The following is a 19,818-nucleotide window of genomic DNA, read 5'->3' as shown; positions in this document are numbered from 1 at the left end:
AAAGGATCGATTATCAGCCGTCGATACCTGACCAATTTTCAGTTGCCGTTGACACCCTGCACGTCAAACAATGGCGCGCACTCAGCGACTGGATCCAGAACGGACACGGGGGCGAGTGGCGATTCGCTAGGTGCAGCATGCAGCGATTACTGGCAGCTCACCGTAGGCGATTCCGCCGTGTTCCTGCTCATGCGGTCACCAGTGATCCGTAAGTAAGTAGCGCCAACAGGGGAGTGGGGTCGGCAGGGAATGAGTCGAGACTAAGTTTCATGACGGTCTCAGTTGAGCAAAGGTACTGCGGCTTACCTGCGGTGCGAGGGTCAATATCGTCGGTTTGGCCTTACTGTTGGCTGTTATGGCCGGACTCGATAACTACGTAAAACGCTGGCGCGCAGCGTTTCACGTCACCGTGTCGGCGTCCATACTTGCCGTCCTCGGAATCCCCGCCGCCCCCGTAGCTCACGCAGCTGCGGCCACGGCGACGTTGTCGGTGACATCGACGTGGCAGACCGGTTTCATCGCCCGTTTCACCATCACTAACTTGAGCACGGTGCCGCTCACCGATTGGCGGCTTGAATTCGACTTGCCGATGGGAGAGTCCATCCGGCACACGTGGAGTAGCACCCTTGCACAATCTGGCACGCACTACGTTCTGGGTCCTGCGAATTGGAATCACATCATCGCGCCAGGAGGCTCGGCCACAGGTGGGCTGAGAGGCGTACTGAGTGGTTCTTACACACCACCATTGAATTGCGTGCTCAACGGGCAGTATCCCTGCAGCTAGTGGCGACTGCACAGCAAGGCTTTAACCATGCAGCTCGCCCGGGACCGTGGTGGATTTCATTGAGCAGCGGTGATCATTACCCAGATGCTCTGGCCCTCCGTCCATCACTGCGTCGTAGGTCCGTGTGGACCCACGAAGACCGCGATCTTCCGCGCGACTTAACTGGTTCGGTTGTAGTCTCGGCCGGGCGAGAGGTTCAGCCGCATCTCGACCTAAACCACAGGAAGACGCGAGAGGGAGCTCATGAGGACGATCGCATACCGCTACACGGCAGTCGCGGGCCTGGCCTCCGTTGTGCTGATCACTGTGGGCTGTAGCAATGGCAAGAGCGTCGACACGTCGGCGCTGCCTCGGGTCGGGTTGATCGCCACCACCTCATCCGCAGCGCCGGCGCAGTCCACCCAGGTCAAGCTGATCGGGGACAGGGACGTCGAGGTGACGCTCACTGGCCCGATCGCTGCCAAGTATTCGTCGGCAACCGAAGATCAGAAGCAGGCTCTCGGCAAGGCATTGACGGGTGACCGCAACGCTGGCACACGGGAGAGCGGCGCGGTGTTCCAGCAGTTCCAGGGTGGCGCGATCATCGCCAAGAACAACCAGGCAGGCACGCCCGCGTACATCGTCGTGGGCAAGATCCGGGAGGCATGGAATATCCAACGCGGCCCGGACGGCACACCGTCGATCACCGGCAATAACGGCTCTGCAGGTCCGCTGGGCCTGCCCACCAGTGACGAGAACGCCGATGGTGATCTGCTCGTGTCGACGTTCGAGCACGGCAAGGTCGAATATGACACGAAGACCGGCCAGGTCGAGGTAACGGTCAACGACAAGGTCGTACCTTCGGGGCTGTAGACGCGGTGACGATCCGTGCCGGGGATGAGGGACGATCAATTCCATCCTGAGCCAGTCGCGTTGAGCGATTCGTGGCGCGCACCGCCGCGAGACCTTCACCTCAAGCGGTACTTTCCTGGATTCGAATCGGGTGCGACGGCGACGTTGCGCCGAGTACAGACGCTGTAGCTCAGCGGTGCTTCCGCGCCGAGCGATATCGCCATCGCAGTTCCAAATACTGTGAGCAGCAAGCAACTCGCTGCGCCGCCGAGTCTTGGCTTCCACCCGAACAGGAGCAGGACTCCGAGAATCGCTTCAGCGGCGGTAGACGCCCACACAATCACCGTCAACAGCCATCCAGAAGCGAACGGAATCAGCTGGTGAGTGTCAACGGTTTGTGAAAAATGACCCCGTAGGGTTCCCCGAAAATTGACCCATCGGCCCGCGTGAGTGGGATAGTAAACGTGTGTCTAGTAGGGGTGGATCGGGCTGGGTGGCTGCCGTGATGGCTCGGATCGCGACGCTTATTGGTGCGGATGCCATGAGAGTCGTCGCGAAGATCATGAAGGTGGTCAATCCGGTGCCGCGTCTGTTGGCGCGGCGGATGAAACATATGGCGGTCATCGAACACACCGGCCGCAAATCAGGAATGAGCTATCGCACTCCGGTCATGGCCTTCGTTGAGGACGGCGCCCTGTCCGTGGTTCTGAATTACGGTGCGAAGTCGGACTGGGTGCGCAATGTTCAAGCGGCAGGATCAGCCAACGTGCAGCATCGGGGGAAGCGTTATAAGTTGACGAATCCTCGTGTGCTGCCGATAGATTCGCCGGAGCTTCCTGCTCCCGTGCGGGCAATCCAGGCATCCACCGAGACCGCGTTGCATAGCACATTATCGGCCAGCTAGTCGGTGCGGTCCTTGGCGAGGAGTTTGCGGCGGGCGCGGGTTCGGTAGGAGTCACCAGTCATTGTTCGTAGCGGGTGGCGATGAGCTGGAAGAACAGGTTCGCGGCATCTTGGTCGAACGGGAGTCTCGGCTCGGGCCGGTAAGCTCTCGACTAGCTGAGCGCCTAGTCGCATTGGCGCACCATCAAACGAAGTCACAGAAGTAGGCGGCACCGTTGGTAGTGCCTACACCAAGGCGTTCCTGTCCCGAAAGGACCCACGCTACTTCCTGTTTCCCTCGTACCACGAATGGCAATGAGGCGGCCAACGCCCACTTCGAGCGGCTCGCGGAGCGCACGTCGGATCTGGACAAGCCGATATCCTCATAGGCCGGCCTCGCGCAGGTTCGAGCAATCACCAGCGCGGGACTGCACCCTGCCGACGACCTGTCACAGATCAAAATCCCGGTCTCCGTCGCCAACGGCGACAATGACCTGATGGTCGCCAGCGAGCACTCCAAGGACATGGCCGCTCGGCTGCCGGACTCTCGTCTTCGGATCTACCCCAACTCCGCTCACGGTGGCGTCTTCCAGTACCACCATGAGTTCGTACCGGAGGTTCTCGACTTCCTTGGCTCCTCGCCGGCAACGTCCTGAGGTTGCGCAGGAGAGTGCCCTCATGTGAAGCGCGAGGAAGTCACGCCCCGAGACCAGACCCGTGTTGAGCGAGAACGGACAACGACGGATATCCGTTCTAAGAAGCGGCAGGGGAGCGGCTCGGGTTGGCGGCATCGCGTGGCCGGGTCGACGCGAACATCTTAGGAAGAGCCACTAGAGCTAGAGCCCTCTAAGGCCTACACGCAACCTGCTACTGCAGGGTCGCGTAGATTCTTTGAGAACAATCCCAGCGCTTAACGCAGCATTCAACGAAGGCCATCATGTCCGAGGATCAGAACACAGACGTTCCACCGAATCACCTCTCCATCGATCCGCGCAGCGCCTTCTATAGCGAAGAGGTGCTTCGCCGCGACGTGGGTATTCGCTTTAATGGCGTCGAGAAAACCAACGTTCACGAATACAACGTGGCCGAGGGTTGGGTGCGTGTTGAAGTCCCCACCGCGAAGGATCGCCGCGGAAACCCTATGGTCGTCAAGCTCAGTGGCACGGTTGAACCTTTTTTCCGCTGAGAAAAATGCGGACGGCCCGGGTGGTCGGCGCGTGACTCGAGCGGCAGCGAGCAAGCTACAACGAGTACCTGCGATTCAGTTGAGTTGCGATGGGGGAGAAACGCCGTCAACCGTCCGGCGCGCGAGGGTGGGCGTCTCGCGGTGGATTGTTATCGGGGCGGCCGGAGCGATTGATCGGGTGAACTAACAACCCAGATATGCTGGTAATCCTGCATATTCGATTTGGCACTATTCGACGCGGACCGGAGAGCGGACCACCGCCGAACCAACTCCGGTGGTCGGCGACTTCCGGAACCGGATAAGCCGAAACCAGGACAACGGCCTGGACACGGGCAGAATGGCCTGCCGGCGGCGAAATCGCCCAGGACCCCGGCCACATCAGTGCTTAGACGCGTACTCAACCTCGGTGACGATCCACCGGTTCTTCTGGTATTCGAGAGTGGTCGCCCAGCTCCCGTGCGAGGTCTGCGGTGCAGGGTTTCTGGGTGTCGTTACCGACCAGGCGATCTGTGACTCAACGCGGGCATTGGTACCGGAACACTCGACCTGCTTGCTGGTCAGCTCGGCGATATGCGAGACGTATCGATCTGAGCCCGGAATCGTGCTGACGGAGCGGAATGCCTGTTCGGACTGTATGTAAACCTCAGGGGATAGACGCTCCTTGAGTGCGGGCAGGTTCTGATCTGCGAGACCGGTGAACTCGAGGCTCAGGTGGGCAACCTCCTCGGCGGCGGCGACCGTAGTGTCGCAGTGGTTCGAGGCGCGTCGGATCACGAAGTAGGCGGTGGTGCCGCCCGCGATCACTAGTACTGCGACAGCTGCGACTACCGCCCATCGCATCCGGCGATTCCCGGACGCCGCGGCTGAAGGCGTGGGTGCTGGCAAGGTTGAGGCAGCGTTCTCCGATTCAGCAGGCTGGCCAGACTGTATGCCCGGCACTGCGTGTCCACCGGCAGCCAGCGGTGCAGCGAGTTCTGCTACCAGCGTGCGCAGCTGGCCATCGTCGTCGAGATCGATCTGCTGTCTGAAGGCCTGGTCGGCCACTGCCATCGCCTGATCGCGGCTGATGGTTTGCCCCGTCAGCGCGGTGATCCGCTGAGAAAGCTCAGCGAGCCGGTCGTGCACAGTCATGCTCGCTACCCTAACCACTCCTTCACCGTCCCTGCGGCCACCGGGATCCATGTGAAGGGGCAACCTGTGTCGACACGATGCTTACCGATCCGGAGCACGACCAAAAACATTGCGTTACAGGGCGTTAAGTAACTATTTGGTAGCCCAGATCAACCAGCTAATCGGCTGTTGCTGGGGAATGAACGTCGTCTTGAGCACATCGACGTCATTGACAGCGTCCTCGCGGCCCTCTTTGATGGCCTCCACATCCAGTTCGCCGATGGGACGCCGCCCGGAGTTAACCGGAACACATTCCCACCCGAACGCCTCGCCGGGCGCGGCGCGGCGCAGAAACAGGTAGTAAGACTGCCCGACCAAAGTCGGGGAATCAGAAGGGGGAATGTAGAGCACACCCTTGGCGTCGTAGCCCCCGATGATGTTGACCGTGGCTGGGCTGGGGACTTCCCCTTTGAGGGTGGTCAGAATATCGACGGTGAAGGAGGTCCACAGCACCCCGTCGCGTTCAGTGGTCGCATTGACCCCGGTCACCGTCCCCACGGTGATGGCCTCGGAGTACCCGGACAGCACCCGCATATCGTTGCTCAGTCCCCGGGGCATCTCCAGGTTGACATTCACCCGCTCAGTGGATTTAGGAACCTGTATCGCAGAGGGATCTCGGGGAAAATCGGGGTCGGGGGCCGCGATCCACGGCCCAATCGAGATGGGTGTGGGCCCTGGCTTAGGTGTGTCGGCCGAAGGCTTTCCGTCACTGCATCCCATCATCAGCAAATACCACCATTCCCACGATCACTGCTTGCCAGATGATTCGAAACATAGTGCGTTCTCCACTCTCGCAGGTCACGGCTTGAGACTCTGCTTTCACACCGGACTTTAGGAGGGCCAGTCCGGAAACAGTGTCATCGGGTCCCGAGAACACTGTCAAAGTCCCAACTGAACTGTCATACGAGACAGCCGGGCAGTGTCCGTTACGGATTTAGTTGGCCACTGCAACATGGCATTTGGCCATTCCTTTCCGGAAACCCGAGCAGTGATTCCTCCGGATAATGTTGGCCATTCCGTGGAAGCGAGACGCGCATCAAGAGAGCCCGACGACCGTTTCCCCAGTGCCTGCGCTTCGCGGGTAACGGCGACTATCACTCGCGAACGTGTGCCCGTTGAAATGTTCGTCTGCTGCGCCAGGGCGTCTTCGAGCAGTGACACCAGGCGCGGGTCGAGTCGGCCCGTGGGGCTCGATTGGCGTGTTTTTCGCCCGTCGACGAGCCCAGCGACACCGTCGCGTCGGTATGCGCTGACGTGGCGCCGTAATGTTCGGGCCGACACCATAAATCCATCGGACCTGAGTTCTGCGGCTTTGGCATCGATGCGCTCCAGCAGCCGATTGCGAGGATCATATTCAGGTCGTAGGGGTCCCTCGATATCTCCGTCTGATGGTGCCCTGCCTGTGAGCAGCTCCACGATGTGGCGGTGCAAAAATTCTGTGCGCGCTCGCGCCGGGCCGTCGAGGGTTTCCAAGACAGCGACCTGGTCTAAGTCAGGTAGCCGCTCGGGGCGGTCTGGAAGATAGCTCGGGTCGTGCAGGAGATCGGGAACCGAAATCTTCCGGATCCGGCTGCTTGTAAGATTCTTCAGCGCAAGGATGTTGCCATCCTGGGCCACGACCTGCCAGCCGTGGCCGTCGTATTGGATGCAGTCGAAAAGGCGCACTGATCTCACGATGAAACCTGGGCCTGGGTCGACAGCGGGACATGAAGGTCTACGGCAAGATCTTGTGCCCAGATGAGATGAAAAATGCTGGGCAGCAGAACATCACGGTCCTGGCCAGCGGCTTTGGCGGCCGCGGCGGTACCAGGTCCAAGCAACTCGCCCCCATGAAACGCCGCCCGTATCGCAGTTCGAGCATGCTCATCGGGACGGTGACGGTCGTGCCGATATCCGGCCAGCCAGCGCAGGTTTGACCGCACGATTGATGATTCGATTCCCGTGAAAATCTGGTATCTCCAACCGATTTCAGCACAAATGTCACGTGTCAACGCGAACTGGTCCTGGTCGGCCTCAACGCGCCCGGCATCACGCACATCGACAATGCATCCGTCGCCATCGCCTAACCGCAGGAAGAAATCGGGGACGTGGCTGCGGCGCGGGCGCCGCGAGCGCGGCCATAAGAACGCCATTGGCTGTGCTGCGATCGCGACCACGTTGGGGTCGTAGTCGCAGGCCATCAGGTACTCCGCTTCTAGCAGCGACTCAAAGCACACGTGGCGCCGTGCAGTGCTCGACCACCACAGCCCCTCGTAGTTCGGCTTGTCGGGCCAGGAAAAGAATTCACGAACCGTCGCCGCGGTCTCCATCGGAACCTGACTCAACTGTGTTGAAAATTCAAGGTTTTCGATGACGCCGTTGAGCCGAGCAAATACTCGTACACGGTCGGTGGCGTTGACTGGCAGCGTGCGTAGCCCTGAACCCATACACCTGAACCTCCGGCAGAATGCTGGTCTTCATCAGTGTTCTCTGTCTGCGACACGCTAGACCTGAATTTGCGTACTCGCGTGTCAACACGCCCGCAGCTGCACACGGCAGCACCTGTTCAACTGCCAGATGAGTTGCCCCGCTCGTGGTTCAGCGCATGTGTCCGGCGGGCCGGCTGGGTCTTGTCGATGCGCGTGGGCGGCGGCAGAGTTCGCAGGCCGGTTGGGCGCTGTGATGACGGCGTGATCGGGTGGGCGGCGGCTAGTGCTTGTCCCAGTCTGCTTTTGGTCCGTATCGCAGAAGGTCGTAGACGCATACCGCTTTGGTGAAGGCCGATCCCAGTTTTCCGTCGGCCTCGTGTTCGTTGTTGATCAGGAAGGTGCGCAGTGTGTCGAGGTTGATCGCGGCGTGGGGCAGAGCTGCTAGGTGTGTGATGACGTCGTCGGTGGAGCATTTTTCGACCATGGCATCGAGCGTGGTGTATCGGGCGGCTAGTCGTTGTGCTTTGGGCATGATGCTGGGGCTTGGTTTGAGGTTGGACATGTTGTTGATGCGTTTGAGTAGGCGGGGGGCGACGTCGTCGTCGTTTTTGATGTGTCCGGCGGCATCAAGGTAGCCGGCTTGGCGCAGGTACTTGTATATCGGGAAGTTTCCTGTCCTGCTGAGCATTTCGGGCAGGGTCATTTTGACGACGAAGTCTGAGTCGAACGCGCTGGTTCCGTGCAGGACATCACGGCAAAGGTCTTGGCGGGTCACCATTTTGTAGCCTCGCTTTTGGACCTCGGCGATGACGCCGACTCCGATGACGAGTTCGGTGTCGGCGTGTTCGACGCCGTCGAGGTCGGTCACGTGGATCAGTCGGTCGCGGGCTTGGCTGTCCAGGACCAGTGTGTAGAGCTTTTCTTTGATTTGGCGCAGTGTGCGCGTGGGAATCTTCTGGTCCAGTGCGGCAAGTACGTGGAAGATGGCGCGAAAGTCCGGGACGGTGATGGCACGCACGGGGATGTTGTGGCTGTTGGCGCCGATGACGGTGGGGACCATTGAATGGCTGCTGGCGGGTTGCCAGTTGACGAACAGGAGCCTGTCTTGCAGCCGGGACATGTGCTCGTCGGTCAGGCAGCTGGCCAGGCTGGACAGGATCGACTGCACGTTGCTATCGGTCATGCTGTAGCCGATGAAGATCACCGGGTGCTCGGCGAAGAAGGTCAGGAGCTTGGCGGCCAGGTAGGCGTTGCGGTCCCGGAACACTTCGTAGTCCGAGGCGGTGATGACGAGGCTGTTGGGGTCGGTCAGGCTGCCGTGGATCTTGTAGATTTCCGCGATTCCGGTGGGGTCAGAAAAGACCAGTTCGTCCTGGCCCACGAACACGCGGTAGTCGGGGAATGTGTCCTCGAGAAAAGGGTCGTAGTTGGTGGTGATGATGGCATCGACCTTGGCGTTGCGCAGGTAATCGACTTCTTGCCGTAGGGCTTTGGGGATCGAGTTTTTGGCGCTGATTTTCTGTAGCAGCTCGGTGACGTAGATTTTCAGGGCGCTGTCGGGACGCAGGAGCTTGTCGGAGTGCTGGGTGCGCAGCCGTTTTTCTTTGGTTGTCCACAGTCGGTCTTTGAGCGGTTCGATGAGCAGTTCAGCGATGTTGGGCAGGTCGTCGCTGGCTGTGGACCGGTAGTAGCTGTATTCGCGGTTGGTCAATGCGGCAAGTTGTTTGAGAAGCGTCTGCCAATCGGGCATGTCGAGGTAGCGCCGGGACAGCCCAGAGCCTACGAACAGGATTGGTGCGGCGGTGAATGTCGCCAAGTGCTCAGTGAGGGCGGCGCTGAACGCCTCTTCGGCTGCCGTGGTCGTCATATGTTCTCCCCGCGCGAATCGGTCATGGCCAAGATGGTGCCGCTATTAGGTATCACCTATCGGGCGTGATGACCGGATAAATCGCAGACAGTGTCGGCTCGCGGGCCCATTAATCGGGGGGCGTTGGGCTGCGGTGCGGGGTTATCCGCTGCGCCGGGTGGTGTTGAGTGTGGCCATGCGTGTGTCGACGGTGGCCATTTTGGTGTGCAGGGCGTCGGTGAGGTCGATGCCCAGCGCTTGGGACAGTACTGCGGCGCTCATGATGACGTCGGCCAGTTCGCCGGCCAGGCTTTCTGTGTTGAAGTTCTGGTTTTTGTCGGTGCGTTGCATTTTGAGGTGGCCGAGTATCTCGGCGTGCAGCTCGCCGACTTCTTCGCTGAGCTTGACTGCTTGGGAGAGCGTGAAGATCTCGCTGTGCCGGCTTACTCCGGTAATGCGGGAGATGTTGGCGAGTTGGCGGCTTGCCCAGGTGGCGAGCTGGCGCACGGTCAACGTGTTGGGTTGGCGCACGGTGAGGCTGTTTTGTTGGCGGCGGCGCGAGGCCAGCTCGGGGACGTCCAGCCCGAGCAGCTGCGGTTGTTCGGTTGCCTCCATGAGTGGGTGCCTTCCAGCGGTGCCGTTGTGGTTACGGTAGAGCAGGGCCCCTGTTAATCGCACTGTGTACTACGTGCGGGTTGTTGTGTATAAGCGGCAGATCCTGTGGCTGCACCTGTTGATGGATGCGTGCTGCTGGCGAGGTCACGGCCGGTGCGGGCGGTGTTTGTGCCTGGGGACAACGTGCCAGCAAAGAACAGTGTTGTAATTTATGCTGTTGGCCGCGCTGCGGGCGCTGTCGCGGCGATCAGGGCCGCGATCTGGTCGGCGACTGCGGCCGCGGCGGTATCTGAGGTGTCGATGATGTGCATGTTCCAGCCGTGTTGTGTGAGGGCGGCGGCGACCTGGCGGTAGGCGTTGTGCTGGGTGTGCAGCTCTTGGATGCTCGATTCGAATCGGCCGCGCCGGCCACGACGGGCGATTCGCGTCCAGGCGATGTGGGGGCTGGCCGAGAGCACGATGGCCAGGTCTGGTTGGCGCATCGGGGCATTGAGTGCTTGGACGTAGGCGGCGGGTACGGCGTCCAGTGGCTGCAGGACCAGAGACGACACGAGGTAGCGGTCGCAGATGACGATGTGGGTTTGGTTGATGGCGGGGTCGATGACGTTGGTGAGGTGCTCGTGGCGATCGGCGGCCACCATGCATGCCAGGGCGTGGCCGGTGATCGTCGGGAAATGCTCGCGCACGAAGCGGCCCAGCGGGGAATCGGTCGGTTCGCAGGTGTAGAGAGCTGTGTGGCCGCCTAGCTGTAGCTGTTCCGCTACTAGGTGCGCGGTTGTTGTTTTTCCTGCCCCCGCCATTCCGTCGAGGGTGACTAGCAGACCGGGGCCGCTCATGGCGGTGTCCTGGGCGCTATCGCCGGTGAGCGCTGGGTGCGCCGGTGTTGTTCGGCGACAACGGTTTGCAGGGCTGAACGGATATCGCCGCGTGGTGCGGCGGCGAGGTCGCGGGCGACGGCGAAGTTGAATTCGTCTCGGTCGTACATTGATTCGTTGATTCCGCCGTCGGTGAGGTCCACTGGTTGGTAGTCGAGCAGTTCGTTTTCGGCGTAGGCGCCGGTGGCCATCAGCCGGTTCCAGTCGGGTGTGCCGGGGTAGGGCCGGTACTCGAACGCTGAGGCCCGGAAGTCACCGCCCAGCTGGTCGCTGAGCTGCCAGAGTTCCTCGATCAGGGCTCGGGTGGCCACGATTTCGGCGCTGGTTTCGGTGGGGAACCCGAAGATGAAGTAGCCCTTGACGCAGATCCCTTGTTGGAGTAGACGTTTGATGACGCGGCGGGTCATCTGCGGGTCGATGCGTTTGTCAATCAGGGCCAGCATCCGCGGGCTGGCTGATTCGATGCCGACGGCGACTTCACGCAGCCCCTGCTGGTAGAGATCATCGAGGTCCTGATCGGCGAGCCGGTCAATGACGTTGATTCGGCCTGTGGCGTCCCAGGTTGCCCATTCGCCGACGCCTGCGTTCTGGAACCCTGCGACCATGTCGCTGATCACGCGGCGGGCACCAAGAAAGAGATCATCGACGAACCGAAATGCTGTCACGCCGGTGTGGCGGAGTTGCTCGAGCTCGGCGACGATGTTGTCGGGAGAACGCACCCGAATGGTGACGTCGGGGTTTGCCGATACAGCGGCCCCGCAGAACGAGCAGTTGTACGGGCAGCCTCGCGCCCCGACCATGCTGGCACGCAGGCGTCCATTGACCGCTACCGGGTCGTTGCGCAGCAGGGAGCGATCAACAAACGGGAGCGCATCGATATCGGGGGAGAGCCAGTGCGCGGCACCGGGGCCGTGTGCTGTACCTGAGCGAATCCCGTCATGGTCGTCGAGCCAGAGCACCTGCGGCAGGTCTGCGCGCCGGCCGACATCGCTGAGTAGTTCGGCCACACGCAGTTCACCTTCACCGATGACCAGGGCCTGGCAACGCTTCATCCGCGGGTCGCGCAGGACCCGTTCGGGCAGAGCACGGGCGTGGTGCCCGCCGACAAGCAGGTCGGTGGCGGGGGACAGGCGTGCGGCGAGCTCGGCGCTCATCTCGTAGGTTGGTGCCAGCAGGTTCAGCCCGGCCCATCGCGGTCGGTGACTGTTGACTAGTTCAGCTGCGACGCCCAGCGGTAGTCCGTGGGCTTCGGCATCTAGGACACCGACGCTAAACCCTTGCGCACGTGCATAGGTCGCGATGTACGCCATTCCCAGCACGGGCAGGGTGAAGTCATTGGTTCGTGGGCGCGCCTCATAGTCCCGCAACGGCGCGTTGATGAAGATAATGTCGGCGGGCTCACCCGGCGACAGTCCTAGCACTGGATGCTGCGCTGCGGACATGCCGTACTCCAAACGCCAACGTGGACACCGTCCAGGCGGACAGATCCGTTGCTGCCAGATTCTCCCATGTCTGGGCGAATGCGGCATCGGTTGCGGGCCATGGCGTGTCGGCGTCCATTGCTGCCGCCCACGTGCGCACTGCCAGATCGCCATACGGATACAAGGAGAAGTCGTTGGAATAGTCAGCAACCGTGGCCCGGGAGGTCCATTCGCCGACACGATGAACGGACGTCAATGCACCCACAAGCTCGGGTGGCGGCAACGCCTGCCAGTGATCGGCCGAGTCGAGATAGGCGTGCGCCGCGGCACGTAACGCGTCCTTTTTGAAGCTCAATCCCAGTCGAGTCAGTTCGGTATCGGTAAGGCCGATGACTGTCTGCGGGTCGGGGAACAATGCGACGTCGCCGCGGCCGGTGCCGAACACCTGCCCGAATTCCTGGCACATCACCGCGTACAGCCGCCGCGCATGTGATGCGCGGATCACCTGCCGGATGATTGATGTCGCCAACGCGTCCCACAAGTCGGTATTGCGCCACCGGGCAACGGTTTTCATGGACCGCATATGCCGCCCAAGACCACTGGGACCATTGAGACGGCTGCAGTCAAACAGTGTCCACGCAGGAGGGAGGCCCTCTCCGTGCAGCCGCTCATAGCCCACCCGATGTTCGCCTTCGCCGGCGGGTTCGCACGTGATCATCCAGATCGAGTCGCCATTGCGAACGCATCGCACAGAAGTGTCATCAATAGTTTGCCATGATGGATGGTCGGTCATTACGTTGTCGACACGCGTAGAAACAAGCGAGCGATCGATAGTCGCTGAATTATGTTGTGTCATAACATGATTGTAGCGCAACGCGTCCTGCATTTCAACACTTCTGGAGGTTTATTCGACTATTTTTGCGTGTCTATATTCTATTGCTAGCCCCTTATCGAGGCCGCCCTTTTCGCGTCGCAATATATTGATCGCCCAACCCGGCGAACCGTTGGCGGCGGGCCATTGCTGTTCGCGACACACGCCCGCATCATCGCTGCGCGAGAGCGCTTCCCAGTAGCGGGCAACTACACGCGCCCACACATCCGCCGATACCCACACGGACTGAAAGGCACGGCTATCAAATGCTCTGTCTGTCAGTAATTGTCGGACACTCGAGGCATCCGCTTCGCGCATTTGGTAATCGGCACGCAGCGTTACTGACCGCGTGCCTAAGATTTGAGGACCCGCACCCACTGCCGCGGATCACAAACCTGGCGCAGCGTGATTCGCAGAACCGGCGTCCAGTAAGTAGCCAACCAATGCGCGCGTGAGTTACCAAAGCCCGGCGAGGAGTTGACGAGTCATTGAGTGTCACTCGAGGGGATCGCTGAGACTGGCCACTGGCCGGCACGCCGACGAGACCGAAACCATCGTGTATTCGCAAGACCGCGTCGCTGAGACGATCGCTGCGGTGTTGCCCGCCAGTCTCAACGCTGAGGGCTACCAGATCGTGAAACTGCCCAACGTCGAGGCTGATACCACTGGCTGCCGATACGTGCGAGTGCCCGTTACCGACCGTCCACGGGTTGACGGTGAGGTCACCATAAGCCCCGACGGCGACCGAGTAGCCATCAGGGACATACCCGATGTGCTACCCATGCAGGATGTGCCAGCTCTGGCCAGCGCACTACTTGCCGCCTATCTCACATGGCGACCGCCCATTGATCTAGGGGAGCAGACGGCCCCCTAGATCAAGGTTGCAGTGTTGTCGCAGTAGTGATCCGATGGCGTAATCTACGGGACTGATGGGTTTGTGCGTTGTTGTATGGGGTGCTATCACCGCAAACAGTGCGCCGCTGTCGGTTTTCAAAGATCCAGTCTGGTTCGACCAGGATCGCTTTCTGTAGTGGATAAATTGGTGTATCCGACTGTTACCCAACGTGCTTGGCCGGATATGCCCGATGCAGCCTCTAGCACACCAGTTCGTTTGCACCCGAATCCTATACGGTGAGGCCGTCCGAGCCGCCGCTGGCGAGAACCCAGTTCACGAGTCGCCGTTGACCAGCCGCGCTACACCGCCTACGTCGGTGAGCTGGATTTGTTCGTGTGGCTTATCCTCGGCCCACCAGTCGGGTGATTCCGCCGGCGACGAATTCGGTGAGCACACGGTGGCGTTCGTTGATGTCGTGCGTGCTGCCCCGGCCTTGCGTTATCCGGTCCAGCCGAGCGGTATCGGCGAAGGTGTGCATGGTCGCGGCGACCATATGCAGGTACGCCTCGTGATAGACGGGCTCGCCGGCGTCGGGAAAAATCTGGCGAAGCCGATCAATGAATACCGTTGCAATGGTGTTGTATTCGTCTGCAACAAGTTTGAGCGCGGGCACCCGCGAGTTGGACAGCTGAGCAATCAAACGGAAATAGTTCCTCCAGCCAGCGTCCCCGGCGTGATCAAGCATCGGAACAGTGAACGCGTTAATGACACACGCTAGCCGTCGTCGTTGAGAGCCAGATTCGGACAGCTCGCCCAGCGATCGTCGGCGTTCTGCATTGAGGGGTTCAACCCGCCGCCGCAGGACGTCGCGGAGCAGGTTCTCTTTACCTCCGAAATGATCACTGACCGCAGCCAGCCGTGTACCGGCTCGTTCGGTGATATCGCGGACGCTGACACCGTAGTATCCGCCGTCGGCGAATAGCTCTTCAGCGGCGTCAAGGAGGTCCTCCCGGAGGCGGGCCCGGTTTGCCTGGCGAGCACCGATGCGCGCGGGTGTTTGTGTTGATGGCGTCACGTTGTCGTTATCCGATGTTCGATCTGGCCTATCCGATCGATAGTAAGAGTCAACTGGGCACCAGGTTGCCGTCCTCGGTCCGCTTGGCGGTACGCCATCTGGCTTGCTTGCTGTGCACATTACGCAGAAGCTTCTAGTGAGCGAGGTTGCTGCAGATGCCGCCGGCGATGAGCGCCTCGGGGTCAGTTCGGCCGGATGTGTCGTACCGCCGCTGTACATTGGCCGCCATGGGAGGGCGCACAGGGCCAGCAGGTAGGGCAGCTTCGGGTTTGTTTTATCAGTACTTGTTCACGATCGAAAAGTTTTTGGCGTTGGTGTCTGCGGGTTCGCCGATGAACACCCAAGTCAGAATCGAGGATCCTGAGGACCCGAATGTCCTCGATCCGGATATCGTCGATTTCTCGGTGTATTCCGGGGACGGCTTGATTAGTGAGATACACCAAGCGAAATCTGTTGCCGCGCCGAAGAGCTCGACGATCAGTGCTGGCCAGGCGCTTGTCACGTTGGTGCGCATGACTGCTCGGATCGAGTCCCCGATGTATGTACTCACGACGAACGCGCGTGCAGGCGATGACATTGATCGTCTCAACGAACTTCTCGCGAGCAAGTGTGCCGATGCTGAGATGTTGCAGGAACTTCAGTTCATCGTTCGCCACAATACGGCCGCCTCGAAAGCGTTATTGACTGTCGGGATGGGCGCCCACCTCGCAAGGCTACGCCGGGCACATGTGAACGCCACAGGTGAGCCGTCCTTTGTGATCCGTTCAAGAATCGTTGCCGAACTGCAGAAATGGCGCAGCCAGAACCGTCTCACTCTAGGTGATCGTGCAGCGTGGATCCTTGAAAGTCGGCTTATCGCCGATGTTTTTACCCGGGCCGCCGGCACTACCGTTGAGAGTGAAGTGATTCCGGGGCGAAACTGCCGGTGCGTGCCGTTGACGGAGTTCACTGCGCTGCTTGCCGAACCGTCCGAGGTTCTCGCGCAGGTTACGGCGCGGTGGGAGGCGGGCAGGGGAGCTGAACGCGTCCCATCAGGGGACGGGATACCGCGGGCCGGCGAGCTCGAGACTATCGTCGAATGTTTCAGCAACATCCGATCGCGACGAGTCCTGCGGTGCGTAATGACGGGCCCGTCAGGGGTGGGCAAGACGCGGACCGCCGCAATGTATGTGCGCAACGAGGCTGACTCCTATGACAGGGTGTGCTGGATAGATGCCGAGTCCGATGCCTCGATTATCTCCTCGATCATGCGCCAGCACCGCACGATTGGTATCCCGGACGCCTTGGCGGGCGGCGATTCGGCGCGCATTGTTGAGGCGTTCACTGAGTGCGTGAGCTCGTTCATCGGCAGGTGGTTGATCGTCTTCGACAACGTCCATAGTTCCCGCCAGCTTGATCACTGGGTGCCGGTGCGCGGCAACGCCCACGTCTTAGTGACGTCGACTAACGCTATGAATTGGACCGAGTACCAGAGTATCGCGGTCGGTGACATGGACCGCGATCAAGCGCGAGAGCTGTTGCGCTCACGCCTCATTGACGACGTGCCACAATCAACCACTGAGGAATCTGGGCGGGTCAATGAGGCCCTCGATAGGGTAGCAGTGAAACTCGGGCGTCGACCCTTGCTATTGCATATAGCCGCATCGCATTTCGGTACGTTGGCGGCGCTGGTGAGCGGCGTCGAGATCTACACGGGCCGGATCGATGCACTGGCTGAGTTGATGGGCGAGGATTCCTATGACCGGGGCCGATATCCGCGCACTTACCAGGCGGCAATACAACTGTGTCTGGAACGCCTTATCGGTGATCGCAGTGACCCCGCAGCGGTCGTTGCCGAGCGGATGCTCTCTGCCAGTTCGTTTTTAGCGTCACAAAACGTCCCTGCCTTCCTGCTGTTCGCAAGCGCAACAAGGACACCAGACACTCTGATTGAGGGGTTGGACCCGTGGTCACAACTTCACGAGCAGCTGCCGACAATGAATGCCGCGATCGGGCGAATCAGGACACAGTCCCTCATGGATCGCCGTGACGATCTATCAGCAGATACCCCGTGGGAATTCTCCGTTCAGCTGGACATCAACGAGATCGTTCAATACGTCATTCGCCGCACTCTGAAGGGTGCCCCGACGGTGCTGGACAACACCGCCGCGCACTTGTCTGCATGGCTTGCGAAGTACCTGGACCATCAGCAGTTCGACTCCGCTCTTGCGATTCAGACTCACGTGCTGCAGCTGTTGTCGTTGGCGAAAGACTGCTCGGATCGTCTTACTTTGTGCCCGGTGTTGGCAGGCAACGAGGCCAATTTCTTGATGGTCCAAGGTCGACCACACGAGGCGCGCCAGTGGCTGCGATTTGAGATGGATCACCTCAAGCGGCGATCGTCGCCGCACTTCAAGACAATGGCCAAGACTGCCGATCAGATCGTGCAGGTGCAGCTGCACCTCGGAGAGCCTGTTGCCCAGATCATCTCCGATATCAAAGCAGTGATCAGATTCCTGCAGGCCGCCATCGATGAGGGCGACGTCCAGTGGGATGGAGACCGAATATGCGTCAACCTGATGGCCGGTATCGGCAACCTCACTGGCAGGGCTAAAGCTGACCAGAAGACCGTTGAGGAACTGGGTGCACTTCGCCGGCAGGTCGAGTCACTGTTTTCGCATTTCCCCGATGGTGGCGCCGCCGAACGACACGCCAATATCTTGGCAGTCGAACATGCTCTTAGCGGGCAGGATTACCAGCGGGCGCTCACAGACGCTGCTGATCTGCTTGCGGGCCTTGACCCTAACGATCATGTGCGACGTCTGGACCTGAAGAATCTGCGGGTTGAGGCGCTGTGCAATCTGGACGATATTGATCGTCTTGAGATCGAGCTGGCCGATTTCCTGCAGGATTTGGAACGTAATCGCGCGGTGGTCAACGGGGTTTGGCATAACTTGATCCATACCGCTCATCGGCTGGCCGTGAGGATCGCGCTCGCGGTGGGGGAGACCGTCAGACTCCGGGAGATCTTCAAGAAAATCGTTCGCACCTCAGGGACGCTGCGGACAAATGACTACGAGCATTACAGTCATGCTCTGCTGGCTGGTTGTGAGGCCAGTCAAAACCAAGACCGGTACGGTGTGAAATTGCTGCTGGATCTGGCAGCTGATAAGAGGCCTTCGGACAAGACCATTGGTGAAGGTCTCGGGATAGCCGAGTGTTGGCTGCAGTATTGGATGCAATGTGCGGAGAAAGGATTCACCGCGCGCGCCTTAGCGGCCGCGGTGCTCGATCGCAGGCTTGGCGTGAGCCAATCTGGCGACCCGCAGCTGCGCCTGGATGTGTTGGCGCCGGCACTGAACGGTGAACTGTCGGATGCGGTGAACAACGGCGGGCATCACCTGCTGGCACGTCAGCGGATCGACGTGGGCGGGCGAACTCGGGGCTTTGAGATTGACGATTCGACGACTGAACGCCCACTGGGCTACTTGCTGTTCGGTGATGTGGTAGAGCGCGATTCACTTGGGCAGCCTGATCGCCAGTTCGGTGTACGCGGTCAAGACGGCACGGTGATACTGCCAACGCACCTGCTGCTCAAGACTTTCGGCAGCCTCAACAACGATGGTGTCTTGATCGCGATACGGTGAATGCGCTACCCGTAGGCCCAACCCGCGGTAACGCACTGGGATTGAGCTGGCATCATGAGTTATGAATTCAAATCTGCTCGCCCCGGCGTTGGCGGCACTGGGCATTATCTCTGGCTGGGCCTTGGCGGTGTGGCAAGTTCGCCCGTTCCGCCGCGACACGCTCCTGGATTACCTCAACGTCGCCAAAGAGCTCCAGGAGAGCCACCACGAGCACGCCCAATGGCTGCGGGACGTCGTTGCGCTGCGGGTGCAAGCTCACGCCCTCAGTGACTTACGCCCGCGCATCGATAACCGGCAAGTCGCCTTCGGCGGAATCGCCGCCCTCCTGAGCTACGCCGCCATCTTCGCTCCGGGGACACCGCGCGTTATCAGGCGGTGCTGGCGACGGTCCGCGGAGCCAGGATCGCTTCCGCAGCACCAGGGTGTGTGTGGCGTGGAGGCGCGTCGTAGCAGCCGAGCGACAGTGGCCTGTGCGGATCCCTGCCGCTCGCTCTGCGATGTACAGGGGCGGTGCGGACCATGCATTCATGGAAACAGATGCGATTCCACAGGTGACCACTTATTTACGGAAACTGGCCAACTAACCCCGGAACGGACAGGCAGGTAGGTAGGCGGGTGATAATTCATCTGTTGCAATATGCAGTAGATTATCTGACATAATGTGTCTTATCGGCGTCAGTATACGCAGGGTCGACGACACGTGCGCCCGGCTTCCCGGGCAGTCCACCACTTCACGTCACTACTTGTCGACACGGGGCCCCGCCCGGCGAACGGCGCGTACGCCCGCAGCCACCGGGTCCGTCAACGGCGTCAACACCCGAAATCGCTCGGGTGCGGCATGTTTCGCGACCCGGGCACCGCGTCCGGCCACCCAAGCCCCCAAAACCTAGAAACGTCACTGTGACGATATGACCAGTTTGGGGATTTGCCTAACAACTCATCGACGAACAGTGCAACCACCTCGGAACCCGCCCGACAGTTCAGCTGAGATGTCAATACGTTTTCGCGATCCCACCACCTTCGGCAATCCGCGCGCGGCGGCCTGTGCCAACGGCACTCCACCCCAATTAATGAACACCTCAGCGAATCGCACTTGATACCTGCCGGAAGCGCCCGATCCGTGAACCGAAGCTGCGCAATCGCATGGACCGTCCCGACGACGGCGCTACCCCACCGCCCTGCCCCTCCTCTCTCTTATTCACTACCATTACGTCACTGTGACGAATATGTCACGAATGGTTCTGCCCCGGAACATCTTTGGCTATCAAAGTTTCATATCCGTTCTCATTGATGTTGGGGCATTCTCATCGAATCTGGGGCACGGTGCTTAGCATTTAGATGTGCTGACGTCGGTAGTGTCGGCTTGGCCAGCTGGTGCCTGCGGCGTTCCCCA

At 60.4% G+C, this 19,818-nt stretch carries 17 protein-coding genes and 1 pseudogene; 7 read left to right on the top strand and 11 right to left on the bottom strand.

Annotation, left to right across the window (positions count from 1 at the left end; genetic code table 11):
* The first annotated feature begins 355 nt into the window (after positions 1-355).
* A complete protein-coding gene (locus B4383_RS25130) occupies positions 356-784 on the top strand; it encodes a cellulose-binding domain-containing protein (RefSeq protein WP_078294467.1) in 429 nt (142 codons plus the stop codon).
* Positions 785-1,027: 243 nt separating this feature from the next.
* Entirely contained in the window at positions 1,028-1,636 is a 609-nt protein-coding gene (locus tag B4383_RS25125; RefSeq protein ID WP_078294465.1) for a hypothetical protein, read from the top strand.
* 152 nt (positions 1,637-1,788) lie between these two features.
* Here B4383_RS25125 and B4383_RS25120 read toward each other — a convergent pair.
* Positions 1,789-2,037: pseudogene (locus tag B4383_RS25120) on the bottom strand (MauE/DoxX family redox-associated membrane protein); the annotation flags it as partial.
* A gap of 71 nt (positions 2,038-2,108) precedes the next feature.
* Between B4383_RS25120 and B4383_RS25115 the strand changes: the two are divergent.
* The 3 genes from B4383_RS25115 (at position 2,109) to B4383_RS25100 (ending at position 3,683) form a co-directional block, all read left to right on the top strand.
* Positions 2,109-2,519 (top strand): nitroreductase family deazaflavin-dependent oxidoreductase, encoded by a 411-nt coding sequence (locus B4383_RS25115; RefSeq protein ID WP_286144151.1) that lies wholly within the window; start codon positions 2,109-2,111, stop codon positions 2,517-2,519.
* A 475-nt stretch (positions 2,520-2,994) separates the two neighbouring features.
* Positions 2,995-3,153, top strand: coding sequence for a hypothetical protein (locus B4383_RS26945; RefSeq protein ID WP_217697798.1), 159 nt, complete (start codon positions 2,995-2,997; stop codon positions 3,151-3,153).
* Between the two features lie 281 nt (positions 3,154-3,434).
* A complete protein-coding gene (locus B4383_RS25100) occupies positions 3,435-3,683 on the top strand; it encodes a DUF3297 family protein (protein ID WP_005058085.1) in 249 nt (82 codons plus the stop codon).
* Between the two features lie 378 nt (positions 3,684-4,061).
* Here B4383_RS25100 and B4383_RS25095 read toward each other — a convergent pair whose 3' ends face one another.
* The 9 genes from B4383_RS25095 to B4383_RS25060 form a co-directional block, all read right to left on the bottom strand.
* The gene (locus B4383_RS25095) at positions 4,062-4,814 is read right to left on the bottom strand and encodes a hypothetical protein (RefSeq protein WP_078294462.1); all 753 of its coding nucleotides are present in this window, start codon (positions 4,812-4,814) and stop codon (positions 4,062-4,064) included.
* Between the two features lie 132 nt (positions 4,815-4,946).
* Entirely contained in the window at positions 4,947-5,576 is a 630-nt protein-coding gene (locus B4383_RS25090; protein ID WP_139361048.1) for a hypothetical protein, read from the bottom strand.
* A gap of 156 nt (positions 5,577-5,732) precedes the next feature.
* The gene (locus B4383_RS26525) at positions 5,733-6,518 is read right to left on the bottom strand and encodes a hypothetical protein (RefSeq protein ID WP_139361047.1); all 786 of its coding nucleotides are present in this window, start codon (positions 6,516-6,518) and stop codon (positions 5,733-5,735) included.
* Positions 6,519-6,523: 5 nt separating this feature from the next.
* Positions 6,524-7,279 carry a TnsA-like heteromeric transposase endonuclease subunit gene (locus B4383_RS25085; RefSeq protein ID WP_078294456.1) on the bottom strand — a complete coding sequence of 252 codons (756 nt, stop codon included), beginning with the start codon at positions 7,277-7,279 and terminating at the stop codon, positions 6,524-6,526.
* 262 nt (positions 7,280-7,541) lie between these two features.
* Positions 7,542-9,128, bottom strand: coding sequence for an SIR2 family protein (locus B4383_RS25080; protein ID WP_078294454.1), 1,587 nt, complete (start codon positions 9,126-9,128; stop codon positions 7,542-7,544).
* Positions 9,129-9,269: 141 nt separating this feature from the next.
* The gene (locus B4383_RS25075) at positions 9,270-9,722 is read right to left on the bottom strand and encodes a MazG nucleotide pyrophosphohydrolase domain-containing protein (protein ID WP_078294452.1); all 453 of its coding nucleotides are present in this window, start codon (positions 9,720-9,722) and stop codon (positions 9,270-9,272) included.
* 209 nt (positions 9,723-9,931) lie between these two features.
* Positions 9,932-10,558, bottom strand: a complete 627-nt coding sequence (gene tmk / locus B4383_RS25070; RefSeq protein WP_078294449.1) for a dTMP kinase — start codon at positions 10,556-10,558, stop codon at positions 9,932-9,934.
* Positions 10,555-12,039 carry a radical SAM protein gene (locus B4383_RS25065; RefSeq protein ID WP_078294472.1) on the bottom strand — a complete coding sequence of 495 codons (1,485 nt, stop codon included), beginning with the start codon at positions 12,037-12,039 and terminating at the stop codon, positions 10,555-10,557. Before B4383_RS25065 ends, tmk begins: the two co-directional genes overlap by 4 nt.
* The gene (locus B4383_RS25060; protein ID WP_139361046.1) at positions 11,996-12,592 is read right to left on the bottom strand and encodes a hypothetical protein; all 597 of its coding nucleotides are present in this window, start codon (positions 12,590-12,592) and stop codon (positions 11,996-11,998) included. The genes B4383_RS25065 and B4383_RS25060 overlap by 44 nt, the downstream gene beginning before the upstream one ends.
* 853 nt (positions 12,593-13,445) lie before the next feature.
* On the opposite strand from B4383_RS25060, the gene B4383_RS25055 reads away from it, so the two are divergent.
* Positions 13,446-13,763: a hypothetical protein gene (locus B4383_RS25055; protein ID WP_139361045.1), complete on the top strand. Its 318-nt coding sequence runs from the start codon at positions 13,446-13,448 to the stop codon at positions 13,761-13,763.
* Positions 13,764-14,124: 361 nt separating this feature from the next.
* Here the strand turns inward: B4383_RS25055 and B4383_RS25050 are convergent, their stop codons facing one another.
* A complete protein-coding gene (locus tag B4383_RS25050) occupies positions 14,125-14,799 on the bottom strand; it encodes a TetR/AcrR family transcriptional regulator (protein ID WP_176138430.1) in 675 nt (224 codons plus the stop codon).
* Positions 14,800-15,131: 332 nt separating this feature from the next.
* On the opposite strand from B4383_RS25050, the gene B4383_RS25045 reads away from it, so the two are divergent.
* Positions 15,132-18,425, top strand: coding sequence for an ATP-binding protein (locus B4383_RS25045; RefSeq protein WP_078294440.1), 3,294 nt, complete (start codon positions 15,132-15,134; stop codon positions 18,423-18,425).
* Positions 18,426-19,818 lie beyond the last annotated feature (1,393 nt).

The organism is Mycobacterium sp. D16R24, from assembly GCF_002013385.1.
Classification (GTDB): domain Bacteria; phylum Actinomycetota; class Actinomycetes; order Mycobacteriales; family Mycobacteriaceae; genus Mycobacterium.
This window is presented reverse-complemented; position numbering and strand designations above follow the sequence as displayed.

What these genes read in the sequence shown, in the direction of transcription:
- B4383_RS25045 (WP_078294440.1), top strand. Translation starts at nt 15,132, where the DNA reads ATGAACACCCAAGTCAGAATCGAGGATCCTGAGGACCCGAATGTCCTC.
- B4383_RS26945 (WP_217697798.1), top strand. Translation starts at nt 2,995, where the DNA reads ATGGTCGCCAGCGAGCACTCCAAGGACATGGCCGCTCGGCTGCCGGAC.
- tmk (WP_078294449.1), bottom strand. Translation starts at nt 10,558, where the DNA reads ATGAGCGGCCCCGGTCTGCTAGTCACCCTCGACGGAATGGCGGGGGCA.
- B4383_RS25130 (WP_078294467.1), top strand. Translation starts at nt 356, where the DNA reads ATGGCCGGACTCGATAACTACGTAAAACGCTGGCGCGCAGCGTTTCAC.
- B4383_RS25085 (WP_078294456.1), bottom strand. Translation starts at nt 7,279, where the DNA reads ATGGGTTCAGGGCTACGCACGCTGCCAGTCAACGCCACCGACCGTGTA.
- B4383_RS25095 (WP_078294462.1), bottom strand. Translation starts at nt 4,814, where the DNA reads ATGACTGTGCACGACCGGCTCGCTGAGCTTTCTCAGCGGATCACCGCG.
- B4383_RS25080 (WP_078294454.1), bottom strand. Translation starts at nt 9,128, where the DNA reads ATGACGACCACGGCAGCCGAAGAGGCGTTCAGCGCCGCCCTCACTGAG.
- B4383_RS25060 (WP_139361046.1), bottom strand. Translation starts at nt 12,592, where the DNA reads ATGAAAACCGTTGCCCGGTGGCGCAATACCGACTTGTGGGACGCGTTG.
- B4383_RS25125 (WP_078294465.1), top strand. Translation starts at nt 1,028, where the DNA reads ATGAGGACGATCGCATACCGCTACACGGCAGTCGCGGGCCTGGCCTCC.
- B4383_RS25075 (WP_078294452.1), bottom strand. Translation starts at nt 9,722, where the DNA reads ATGGAGGCAACCGAACAACCGCAGCTGCTCGGGCTGGACGTCCCCGAG.
- B4383_RS25100 (WP_005058085.1), top strand. Translation starts at nt 3,435, where the DNA reads ATGTCCGAGGATCAGAACACAGACGTTCCACCGAATCACCTCTCCATC.
- B4383_RS25090 (WP_139361048.1), bottom strand. Translation starts at nt 5,576, where the DNA reads ATGATGGGATGCAGTGACGGAAAGCCTTCGGCCGACACACCTAAGCCA.
- B4383_RS25065 (WP_078294472.1), bottom strand. Translation starts at nt 12,039, where the DNA reads ATGTCCGCAGCGCAGCATCCAGTGCTAGGACTGTCGCCGGGTGAGCCC.